The organism is Oleiphilus sp. HI0117 (assembly GCF_001635235.1).
Genome location: NZ_LWGA01001186.1, coordinates 1 through 11,575 on the forward strand (window position 1 = coordinate 1; position 11,575 = coordinate 11,575).

At 46.8% G+C, this 11,575-nt stretch carries 10 protein-coding genes; 5 read left to right on the forward strand and 5 right to left on the reverse strand.

Features of this window, described 5'->3' with window-relative positions; translation table 11 throughout:
* On the forward strand, positions 1–675 hold a 675-nt coding region (locus tag A3757_RS20870), incomplete at its 5' end, for a hypothetical protein (RefSeq protein ID WP_231878344.1).
* 38 nt (positions 676–713) lie between these two features.
* On the opposite strand, the gene A3757_RS20875 is transcribed toward A3757_RS20870, so the two are convergent.
* A complete protein-coding gene (locus A3757_RS20875; RefSeq protein ID WP_068507705.1) occupies positions 714–1,436 on the reverse strand; it encodes a hypothetical protein in 723 nt (240 codons plus the stop codon).
* A gap of 245 nt (positions 1,437–1,681) precedes the next feature.
* Between A3757_RS20875 and elbB the strand changes: the two genes are divergently transcribed.
* Together elbB and A3757_RS20885 are read left to right on the forward strand one after the other, a co-directional pair.
* The gene (gene elbB, locus A3757_RS20880; RefSeq protein WP_068507707.1) at positions 1,682–2,338 is read left to right on the forward strand and encodes an isoprenoid biosynthesis glyoxalase ElbB; all 657 of its coding nucleotides are present in this window, start codon (positions 1,682–1,684) and stop codon (positions 2,336–2,338) included.
* A gap of 103 nt (positions 2,339–2,441) precedes the next feature.
* Positions 2,442–2,891 (forward strand): DUF695 domain-containing protein, encoded by a 450-nt coding sequence (locus A3757_RS20885; protein ID WP_068507709.1) that lies wholly within the window; start codon positions 2,442–2,444, stop codon positions 2,889–2,891.
* Positions 2,892–3,032: 141 nt separating this feature from the next.
* Here A3757_RS20885 and A3757_RS20890 read toward each other — a convergent pair whose 3' ends face one another.
* A complete protein-coding gene (locus A3757_RS20890; protein ID WP_068507712.1) occupies positions 3,033–3,728 on the reverse strand; it encodes a tRNA (adenine(22)-N(1))-methyltransferase TrmK in 696 nt (231 codons plus the stop codon).
* 91 nt (positions 3,729–3,819) lie between these two features.
* On the reverse strand, positions 3,820–5,007 hold the full coding sequence (locus A3757_RS20895; RefSeq protein ID WP_068507713.1) for an acetyl-CoA C-acyltransferase: 1,188 nt from the start codon (positions 5,005–5,007) through the stop codon (positions 3,820–3,822).
* A 312-nt stretch (positions 5,008–5,319) separates the two neighbouring features.
* On the opposite strand from A3757_RS20895, the gene A3757_RS20900 reads away from it, so the two are divergent.
* Positions 5,320–7,023 (forward strand): YdiU family protein, encoded by a 1,704-nt coding sequence (locus A3757_RS20900; RefSeq protein ID WP_068507714.1) that lies wholly within the window; start codon positions 5,320–5,322, stop codon positions 7,021–7,023.
* Between the two features lie 106 nt (positions 7,024–7,129).
* Here the strand turns inward: A3757_RS20900 and A3757_RS20905 are convergent, their stop codons facing one another.
* Both A3757_RS20905 and A3757_RS20910 read right to left on the reverse strand, forming a co-directional pair.
* On the reverse strand, positions 7,130–8,761 hold the full coding sequence (locus tag A3757_RS20905; RefSeq protein WP_068507716.1) for an acyl-CoA synthetase: 1,632 nt from the start codon (positions 8,759–8,761) through the stop codon (positions 7,130–7,132).
* Between the two features lie 30 nt (positions 8,762–8,791).
* Positions 8,792–9,775: an NAD(P)H-quinone oxidoreductase gene (locus A3757_RS20910; protein WP_068507718.1), complete on the reverse strand. Its 984-nt coding sequence runs from the start codon at positions 9,773–9,775 to the stop codon at positions 8,792–8,794.
* Positions 9,776–9,957: 182 nt separating this feature from the next.
* Between A3757_RS20910 and A3757_RS20915 the strand changes: the two genes are divergently transcribed.
* A partial coding sequence (locus tag A3757_RS20915) for a lysophospholipid acyltransferase family protein (RefSeq protein ID WP_068740232.1) occupies positions 9,958–11,575 on the forward strand: 1,618 nt, incomplete at its 3' end.

Below are 11,575 nucleotides of genomic sequence, written 5' to 3' on the forward strand. Positions count from 1 at the left end.
TATATAACAAGACGAAGGAAGAGTCTTCGTCTTGTTATATATTGCGTGTTGGCTTGTGCATCCTCGTTGGTTGGTGCCGAGCCTCCCGAAGGGCTGGACTTTATTGGTGGCTATTATGAGAAAGGTGAGTATAAGTGTTATGCGGAGCCTTGCTTTACAATTCATAAAGGAACCGAGGCAGCTGCTGCGAAAGACCGGCCTTTTTCCCCAAGAGATTGGCAACCTAGAACACGAAGTTGCCAAAAAGCTTATACACAAGCGCTGGCAACAGCGAGTACAGTCGATATTCGCTATGCCAAAAAAGGTGACTGTGTTTTCGTTGTCGAAGGCGAATGGCTTGACCCCTATACCACCGAAGTTATTACTGAGTTAGGTGATATCGCACTAGATCAGTTGGTGAGCTATAGAGAAGCCCACCGTTACGGTGGTGCGTACTGGTCTCATGCTCAACGTATGGAGCTGGTGAGCGATTCAGATAACATCGTGCCGGTAGCTTCCATGAGCAAAAAAGCCCGCGCAGGGAAGTCGCCGACCCAGTGGATGCCCGAGAACAAAGCTTATTGGTGTGACTATATCGTGCGCCGAGAGATTATTCAGCGCAAGTATAAGCTTTATCTGCCAAGAGAAGAGCGCGAATTTCAGCAGGAAATTAAAAAACTCTATTGCAAGTACTAGCTGAAATGATAGCGGCTCAGTGACTATCTAAAGGCCGGTTATAAGCGCTTATTTAACAGGGAAATAAGTTTCATTGGTAGTTCTGCTGAGGCTAACACTTCTCCATGACTTGGAATTAAGATTGCTGGTTGGTCATTGTCTATTTGCTTCAATGCCCACTGTTTAAACGTGGCCTTATCGTCAAGAAGAAACCACTTGATCACTTGACTCATTTTTAAACCCGGTGCAGCGCCAAGCACTTTCTGCATGACTTTTGCAATCGGCTGGTTAGACATGCGTTCATAGTTCAAAAAGCTATCACAAGTAATCCATAAGCTGGTTTGCGAGTCTTTATCGTGCTTTTTAAACCAGGCATCATGACCCCGGTGACCTGGTGGAATCAGTACAGAGTAATTAAATGGCAGTGGCGGTAACTCACTTTCCAGTGCAGTGATATCGCTTTCTGAACTAGCTACCCCTTGTTTAACTAAACGCTTGATCGCCCCTTTACTTGCATACAAGCGATGTTTCGGAAAAGCATCTCGCCAGGCTTGAACGCCCATATAGTGAAAACTGTTTGGCATCACCAGGTGCATGCAGAGCTCTTCATTTAGCCATTCTTTGGGAAAGGCATCGATCAAAGATTTACCAGGGCTGATAATCACGATGTCTGAATCACTTGTTTTGATCGCGATAGAGTTTGAAACAAAGTTTGGCACAATATACTGACCAACTCTGATTTCCGGGTGTTTTTCAATCTCGTGCCATAAATTCTTTTGCATCTGGCCGTGTTCCTTAGTCTAAAGAGAAGCGAATTGGCGAACATAATATGAACTAAACGGAGCATAGTAAATAACGATCTAAGCAACCCGCTACTTCGCTAAAGCCCTATCAGGCGATATGCGGTTCTTCTAACAATAAATTGATATAGATCAAGACGATGTTTTGTTGTACTCGAATGGACTTGCTAGACTCGAAATAACGATGAAAGTTTTGTCTGGCAATTGACTAACTGAAGGAAAGGTTTATGAGCGATAAAAAAGTTGCGGTGGTGTTGTCTGGCTGTGGTGTATTCGATGGCTCTGAAATATATGAAGCAACACTGACATTGTTGGCACTTGATCGAGCAGGGGTTGCGTATCAGTGTATGGCTCCGAATATTGATCAGATGCATGTGCTTAATCACATGACGGGTAAAGAGATGAATGAGACTCGGAATGTACTCGTTGAGTCTGCACGCCTGGCTCGCGGAGATATCATCGACCTGTCAGAGGCTAAACCTGAAGATTATGCAGGGCTTATTTTCCCCGGAGGCTTTGGCGCGGCTAAAAATCTATCCAACTTTGCGGTAGCGGGTACCGATATGGAGGTTAATTCGCAAGTCGCTGAGTTTGCTCAGGCCTTTCACCGTCAACAAAAAGTAATTGGGCTTGTGTGTATTGCGCCGGCATTGGCGCCGAAGCTGATTGGCCACGGAGTGAAGTGTACAATCGGAAATGATGCCGATACCTCTGAGGCAATCACTGCTATGGGTGGAGAGCATCAAACCTGCGCCGTTGATGATTGCGTTATTGATGAGGCCAATAATACTGTGTCCACTCCTGCCTATATGCTGGCGAGCCGGATTAGTCAGGCAGCTTCAGGTATAGAGAAGCTGGTTTCTATAGTCATACAGCGTTTGTAGCTTTAGCGTGATTGAAAGACTCTTGCAAGCTCGGGCATGAGTCGTTAATGTTGCTCATAGAAATTGAGTCTGAGACCATTATCGAACCAAAGAGAGAAAACACGTGAGTAGTAAGTTTGTTATTCCTGAGCCGAGTTACCAAGTCATCCACCGTGAAGATATGGGTGCAAAAGTCTATGCTGCGGTGAACACGACACTGGCCACTTTTGAGGACGAGCCGCGTAAACTCTATGCTTGGCAGTTATCACTGATTCTTAAATTAGACACCGAAGATGAACAAGGCTTGACACTTCCAGAGGAAGCAAAAGAAATTGAGCCTTTTTGCCAGCAATTGGACGTTGACCTTCGAGCCGGCGGGAATGCTGTGCCTTTAGCGAGAATTACCTGGAATAAGACGCGAGAGTTACTTTTTAGAGTCTACAACCCGGTTCAAGCTGACGAATTAATAAAGAGTATTATCGAAGCGGATACCACGCCACGCCCCTTCAGCTATACAATCGACCCTGATGAAGATTGGAAGATGTCAGAGGTTTACCTTAAGAGCTTTAGGTAAAAGCGTTTCAATGGGGTCAGACTCGATTGAAAACAGCAATCGTTTTGTAGGCAGTGCTTTCCTCGGCTCGCTGGTGAATCAGTACAATGTTTCTTGTTGGGTTGAGTAAGTGAGGGGTGGAACCTTCTGCCCACAACTTCTTTATGCTTGTATATGTTCAGCGCAAAGCTCATAGGCGCGTATGACCTCATCGACTTTATCTCCGTGATTAATTCGGGATTTTTTGTAGTGAGATAGAACGCGCGCCAGATACTCATGGGCAATCTCAGCTTGAACTTCCGTTTCACCCTGCCAAATTTTTCTACCCGCCGGAGATATTTCCTTCTTTAAACCACTACACGAAGAAACATGCAGTATTTCATAAAACTGCTTTCGTTCTTTCACCAGTTGTTCGTCAAGCAGAGAAAAATCGAGCTTAATGAGGTGCTGCCTAAGTGCATATTGGTGATAAACAGGGCAGAGCAGATAATCGATATCAAGGTTTTGAAACTTCTGATGAAGCTGGTTGATCAGGCTCATCGTTTCGTCACCACCTATACCAGCAATAATGACCAAATGTTTGCCTTGATGTTTGTCTAAAGGTAACTGGGAGGCATCGCTGCAATAGGTCTTCCAAGATGTTTGGTTGTTAGGAGTCGCCGGAAAGAGCTCAACTAACTTCAGGTTCAAGGCTTCAATGAGCTCTGGAACAATATCAACAAAGTGAATTGTGGGTGCGGCTTGCCGATCAAGCAGGTTGATTCCCAATAAACCGTGGTCGCAGCAGCAATCCCAGATGTGCTCGTAGTTATTTAGGCACATCTCATTGAGTTTTTTTAGGCGTTTACCGAGCTTCAAAGTTTTGATTCCATTAATAATAAAAAGGGCCGCATATTTGCGACCCTTTTTTAGTACTGCTGTAGCGCTGTTCTTAGTATGAACGCTGAGCTTAGATCAACTCAATCGCCATAGCGGTTGCTTCACCACCACCAATACATAGTGCAGCAACACCTTTAGACTTGTCTTTCACTTTCAATGCGTTGATCAAGGTAACCAACAAACGTGAACCTGTTGAACCAACAGGGTGGCCTTGTGCACATGCACCACCGAAGATGTTCACCGTTTCTGGGTCAAGCCCTAGGTCAATGATAGGCATCATTGCAACCATTGCGAAGGCTTCGTTGATTTCATACAAATCAACATCTTCTTTAGTCCAGCCTGTCTTAGCAAACAAGTTTTCAATTGCGCCAACAGGAGCGATTGTAAATTCACTTGGGTGCTGGGATTGCGTAGCATGACCAACGATACGAGCAACAGGCTTAAGGCCACGTGCTTCAGCTTCGCTTTCACGCATTAGAACAAGTGCTGATGCGCCATCTGAGATTGATGAAGCATTCGCTGCAGTGATGGTACCATCTTTAGCAAAAGCTGCGCGAAGACTAGGGATTTTCTCGATGTTAGCGTTGAATGGCTGCTCATCGTGCTCAACCACAGTATCGCCACGGCGAGACTTAACGGTTACTGGAACGATTTCAGCTTTTAGCAAACCTTCTTCCGTTGCAGTTTTTGCACGAGTAAGTGATTGGATCGCATAGTCATCCATCTGCTCACGTGTATAACCTTTCTTGTCTGCAACTTCTTGTGCGAAAGAACCCATTAGACGACCTGTTTCAGCATCTTCCAAACCATCTAGGAACATGTGATCCATTGCTTGGTCACCGTGACCCATGCGGAAGCCCTTACGAGCCGTTGGCAAAATATAAGGAGCGTTAGACATAGACTCCATGCCGCCAGCAATCATTACATCGTTAGTGCCTGCCTTGATCGCATCGTGTGCCATCATCGCCGCTTTCATACCTGAACCACAAAGCTTGTTGATTGTGGTAGCACCCGTTGCATCAGGTAGGCCTGCTTGACGCATTGCCTGGCGAGCTGGGCCTTGCTTAAGACCGGCTGGCAATACGTTACCCATGATCACTTCTTGTACGTCTTCAGGCTTAAGGCCCGCACGCTCGACCGCTTCTTTGATAACGATGCTGCCTAGCTCAGGCGCAGGAACAGTAGACAGGCTACCTTGAAGACCACCCATTGGTGTACGAACACCGCTTACAATTACAACAGAATCTTGCTTAGACATATTAGCCTCTTACGTTTTACTCGTGGCCGAGCCACAAAGAGTGCACCCTCGTGAGGTGCCGGAAATACAAACGAAGCCAAGGATAGTGACCTTAGCCCACCAAATCGGTCGCAGATTGTATCAAGGATCTCGTTTTTGAACCAATTTGTTTGCTGTAAGGAAAGGTAAAGGCTTGCGGTTTACCTGTAGAGGACACCAAGCAATTAGCTTACACAGAGTGCCAAGTGTTTTCGGTTTAGGTCGATAATGTGATAGTTTGAGACAAGGTATCTCCTCAGATTTAGAGTAATTAGAAAAGGTTCATCAATTAATATGGCTAACAAGCAGCTTAATGATATATCTACTCCCATAACGAATCTCGATGAACTGGCTAAATTAGCCGACTATTCACTAATGAATAACCTTCGGTGCGACCCTCAGGCGACGGCCAGTGGGGATGATTACGCGCCTCGACAAGTTTTTTCGGGACATTATGTCCCTGTAAAGCCGACGCCTATTCCTGAGCCTGACTATGTCGCTCACAGCAGGAAGTTTTTCAGCGAACTGGGTTTTGACGACAATTTGGTGGAAACGGAAGGCTTCCGTCGTTTGTTCTCTGGTGATATGTCGCATGTGCCAGAACCTATGAGACAAACAGCTTGGGCAACTGGCTATGCGCTGTCGATTTATGGCACGGAGTACATTCAACAGTGTCCGTTCCGCACAGGCAACGGTTACGGGGATGGCCGTGCAGTATCTGTCCTTGAGGCTGTCATCAATGGTCAGCGTTGGGAGATGCAGCTAAAGGGTGGTGGGCGAACGCCATATTGTCGTGGTGCGGATGGGCGAGCAGTGCTGCGCTCGAGTATTAGAGAATTTCTGGTTCAGGAGCATATGCACCAACTAGGGGTGCCAACATCTAGGTCCTTATGCCTTTATGTATCTGGCTCAGAGACCGTTGATCGCCCATGGTATTCTGAAGGTTCTTACTCCCAAGATCCGGATATTATGGTATCGAACCCGGTTGCAATTTCAACACGTGTCGCACCGTCTTTCTTACGGGTCGGGCAGCTTGAACTGTTTGCTCGTCGAGCGCGTAGCAAGGCTCATCCAAAAGCTCTCGAAGAGTTAAAGATGATCGTTTTGCATTTGATTGATCGTGAATACAAAAGTGAGATCAATGAAGACCTATCGTTCGAAGATAAATTACTGCGGTTGGCTAGCGAGTTTCGTGAGCGTTTAAGCGCGCTTGTCGCAAACTGGCTTCGCGTAGGTTATTGCCAAGGCAACTTCAATAGTGACAACTGCGCAGCGGGGGGGTATACCCTTGACTATGGTCCATTCGGGTTCTGCGAAGTGTTTGAACCGTTTTATCAGCCTTGGAGTGGTGGCGGGCATCACTTTTCGTTTTTCAATCAACATGCTGCTGCCGAGGCAAATTTTGAGAGTTTCTGCTCGGCATTGCGACCCCTTGTTGCATCGAAGCCCGATGTATTAGAAAAGCTTAATGAGATACGCTCAGGCTTCACTGCTGTGATTCAAGAGAAAATGGAATCAATGTGGGCGTCTAAGCTGGGGCTTAATAAGTTTGATGGAACGCTATTCAATCAGCTTTTAAAGCTAATGGTTCAAACCTCTGTTGACTACACCCTCTTCTTCCGCGAGCTGTCAGAGCTTCCTGAAGATGTCTCGACGCTTAAGAAAAGCTTCTATAAAGACCTGAGTGATGAAAAGGAAGAAGCATGGTCGCAGTGGTTACAGACCTGGAGAGGGCTGATAAACATTGAGGAGGGCGCCGAAGCTCTGTCGTTACAGATGAAGCGCGTCAACCCAAAATACACCTGGCGTGAATGGTTGGTCGTGCCAGCGTATCAACAGGCGATGAAAGGTGACTATACGCTCGTAAAGGAATTACAAGACGTGTTGAGCAAACCATACGATGAGCAGACATTAGAGGTGAAAAATAAATTCTACCGTTTGAAGCCCGAGGTCTTTTTCGGGGCTGGCGGTGTCTCGCACTATAGTTGCTCGTCCTAATCGAATAAGCGCAACGCGCTAAGCAATTTCAAGTACTTGTGACAATAGCCAGTGAAGACACACACTACCTGTTGCTTAGAGGTTTGCTTACTTTATTAAGGCGTATTTAGTTCTTTAAATCTGCCTTCATTTGCTTGCGAAGCACTTTGCCGTTGGCCGTTCGGGGGAACAGTTGGGTGAAGTAAATCTTTTTAGGTACTTTATATTGAGCCAAATGTTCGTTTGCAAAGGCTAATAGGCTTGTTTCATCTAGCGTGCTACTTTCATGGCGAATGACGCTCGCCACGACCAAGTTCTTATCTGGCCCGATCTCTTCTTCGAGAGCGACACAATCAGCGACGTCGGGGTGGGTTTTCAATACCCGTTCAATCTCGTGGGGTGAAATACGAAAGCCAAAGCTGTTGATGATGTCGTCACGTCGACCGAGGAACCAAACATAGCCTTCTTCGTCTCGTTTGGCGTAGTCGCCGGTGAGAAAATAGCCGCCTTTGCGTGTGGCTTGTGTGGTGTCCGGCAGTTGCCAGTATTCAATGAACAGTCCTAAGTCTTGCTCGTCGATACAAAGCATGCCTTCTTCACCGTCTTTGACTGGCTCTAAGTTCTCATCGAGTAGATGTATTTTATGCCCGGTCTGAGGGCAACCCGCAGAGCCCGGGCGAATGGGGCGAGCAGGGTGATGCGATAAATAATAAGAACATTCAGACATGCCGATAGCTTCGTAAATATCCTGATTAAAGCGGTCTTGCCATAACCCAAGCATTTCATCTGAAAGATGCTCGCCTGCACACATACAGTGGCGAAGTGTCGGTACATCTTTAGCTGAAAATTCAGTTTTCTGAATGATCTGGCGATAAATGGTTGGTACACCGATAAAGATTGTGCATTGGTGCTTGGCGATCAGCTTCGGCCAGGTTTCTGCCGTGGCATCGCCGTTATAAACAACGACGGTTTTGCCTAGCAGCATCGGGTCCATCATGGCGGTGCCGAGTACGTAGGTCCAGTTGAACTTACCCGAATGCAGAATGCGGTCAGTTTTATCGCTTTGGTAATCAAACCAATGGTAGGCCGCGGGTAAGCGACCCAGCAAAGCCCTGTGAGCATGCAATACGCCTTTTGGATAACCCGTGGTGCCAGAGGTGTAGACTAAGTAGGCCGGGTCGTTATAGCAGGTATTGACTGCGATTTCGTCATCGGATGAACTTGCTAGTAAGTTTGCAAAGCTTTGAAACTTAATCTTGCTACTTGTGCTGGCGGTCTCGGCGAGTTCGTCGATAATCAAAACATGAGCCAACTCTGACTCTTCTAGTGTATCCAGGTGTAGCTTCTCGGCCAGCGCAGCGGTGGTGATCAGCACTTTGGCACCAGAGTCCTTCGCCAGGTAATCAATCTCGTCGCCGCTAAGCAGAATAGAGCTGGGCACCGCAATACCGCCAAGCTTAACTGTGCCATAAAAGGCAATCGGGAACTCGATAACATTCGGTAGCCAAAGCATGACCCTGTCACCCTTTATCAAGCCCAATTCACTTAACCGTGCAGCACATTGGTTGGATGCCTTATCGAGTTGCTGATAAGAATAAGCTTGATGTAATTCGTTACTCTCATCGCCATGGTCAACGATGAGCGCGGTAGACTGCATATCAAAGTTGGGAATTTGAGGGCGCGTGCACGCAAGGCCTATATTGAAGTCTTTCGACAGGTCCAGATCATTGATTGTCTCGGGCTTGATAGGCGCTTGCATGTTTCGCTGTTCTCTTTGTGGAATGAGTGCTTAGTGTGAAAGGTCTAAAATAATTTTGCCGATATGGGCATTGCTTTCCATTAGAGTATGCGCCTCAACAACATCTTCGAGTGCGAAGGTTTTGGCGATCACAGGCTTAATGGTTTTGTTCTCTAGCAGCGGCCAGACTTTTTCTTTTAGCTGTTGCGCAATTGCGGCCTTAGCGTCCAAAGATTGAGGACGTAGCGTCGAGCCGGTCAGCGTTAAACGCTTTAGCATCACGGGCAAGAAGTTTACCTTGTTGATCGGGCCTTGAAGATAAGCAATATTGATAATACGGCCTTCAATCGCGGCGAGGAAGAGGTTCTTCTGAATATACTCACCGCCAACCATATCAAGAATTACGTCGATGCCTTTGCCGTCATTGTGGTCTTTGATAGTGGGCAGGTAGTCTTGTTCGTTGTAGTTCACTGCAAGCTCTGCACCCAGCGCTTCACAGGCTTTTGCTTTCTCATCGCTGCCTGCGGTGGCATAGACTTTTGCGCCCATCGCTTTGGCTAGTTGAATCGCCGTGGTACCGATGCCGCTGGTACCGCCATGAATAAGAAAGGTCTCGCCCGCTTTCAGCTGACCGCGATCAAACACGTTTGACCACACTGTAAAGAAGGTTTCTGGCAAGGCTGCTGCTTCCACCATTGAGTAGCCTTCAGGAACGGGTAGACATTGGCTTTCTGGTACATTTACATACTCGGCATAGCCACCACCGTTGGTGAGTGCACAAATCTTATCGCCTTGTTTTAAGGTAGTAACGGCAGAACCGACTTCGACCACTTCACCGGCTACTTCCAAACCCAATATGGGTGACGCATCTTTTGGGGCCGGGTAGTTGCCTTGTCGCTGAATCACGTCAGGGCGATTAACGCCGGCTGCTGCTACCTTCACCAGTACTTCATTTTCTTGAATGCCAGGGCGTTCGCCTTCAGCAACTTGCATGACATCAGGTGCGCCGAAGTTTGGGGTGTCGATATATTTCATTTTGGCTCTCTTGTTCGTGGCGAATTCGTATGAGTAGGCAAGCAATTTAAAGGGCTACCGGGTTAGGGTCAAGTTTATCAACTGTGTTCCGTGGTGATCCCATTGACATCAAACTGACACCAAAGCGTCACATTTGCTTCACACTGAATTACTATCCTGCCTAAAAACACAGGAGTCTAGGTATGGGTTTTCAGAGCTTGTTGGTTAACAAGGCAGTAGATAGTGAGAAAACAAACGGTACACTTCAACCTGCTGTCGAGCGCATGTCTAGCAATGATGGCCTTGCCGATAAAAACGGTGGGATTCCCGAGATATTACGAGCACCGCTTAGCTCACTATCTCGTTCACGAAAAACCTTAGACTCTTTCCTGCGAGATCATCCTCACCTTAAAGGTGTTGAGTTTGTCGAGCAGATTCTTCAGCACTTTGAGTTTTCCTTTCAGACGCCTTGGAATGAGAAAGAACGAATTCCGACTGAAGGCCGCTTGGTGATTATCGCCAATCATCCTTTAGGTACTCTGGATGCAGCGGCGGTATTCAAGTTGGTAAGTGATGTAAGGTCAGACGTGCGTGTTGTGGTCGATGAAGGCGTTCATGAGTTAGATGCGCTTGCGCCGATTACTTTGGCTTGTCAGCCTTACTCCGAGAATACGGCTAAAACACGTAATGTCGCTTTGAAAGAACACCTGGAGCGAGAAGGTGTGCTGATCTTTTTCCCCAGTGAAGAATTATCCCGTATTCGCCCGAGTGGGGTGACGGATACCAAGTGGCGTCGTGACTTTCTTGATATAGCTTTAGAAATGAATGCGCCGGTGTTGCCTTTGTATATTGATGCAGCAAACTCTGCTCTGTTTTACGGTGTGTCTGCGATCTATAAGCCGCTTTCTACCATGATGCTTGTGCCTGAAATGTATAAGCAAACACGCAAGACGGTTGCGATCCGTGTCGGTAAGCTTGTCATTCATGAGACCTATGCCAAGAGTGGTTTGCCAGTTAAGACTCAGGTCAAACTGTTCAAAAAACACCTCTATAAAGTGGGTAAGGGTAAAAAGGGGATATGGCAAACCCAGTCACCGGTTGCTCACCCTGAATCACGTCAAATACTTAAGCAGCTTATTGCTTCTCAAAACCGATTGGGTGAGACCAGTGATAATAAACAGATCTTTCTCTATAAGAACGAAGGAAGCTGCGCGGTATTGAGAGAGATTGGCCGCTTAAGGGAAATTGCCTTTCGCGCAGTGGGCGAGGGAACAGGTGAGCGGCGTGATATTGACCACTATGACTCGTCCTATAGTCAATTGGTCTTATGGGATGAAAATGAGTTGGAGATTGTCGGTGCCTATCGCCTGGGCAATGCCAAAGACATTATCGAACAGCAGGGTATTCAGGGCTTATACAGCGCCAGCCTTTTTGATTATGACGAGTCAATGCTTCCTCTACTAAAGCAAGGGGCGGAACTTGGGCGAAGTTTTGTTCAGCCTAAGTATTGGGGCAAACGAAGTTTGGATTACCTTTGGTATGGCATCGGTTCTTACTTAAGCAAGAACCCTGATGTGAAATACTTATATGGTCCGGTCAGTATCTCGAACGACCTGCCTAAAGCAGCAAAAGATTTATTAGTTTACTTCTTCACTCTTTATTTTGGCAGCTTTGACGAGACGGAATCTCGGCCTAAGGCTGTATCGAAGCACCCCTATTTGCTCTCAAACGATCTGCTTGATGCCTTGAGCCAGAATTTTTCAGGTACGGATTATAAAGAAGACTTTATGATTCTTAAGAACATCTTGTCGAATATGGGCT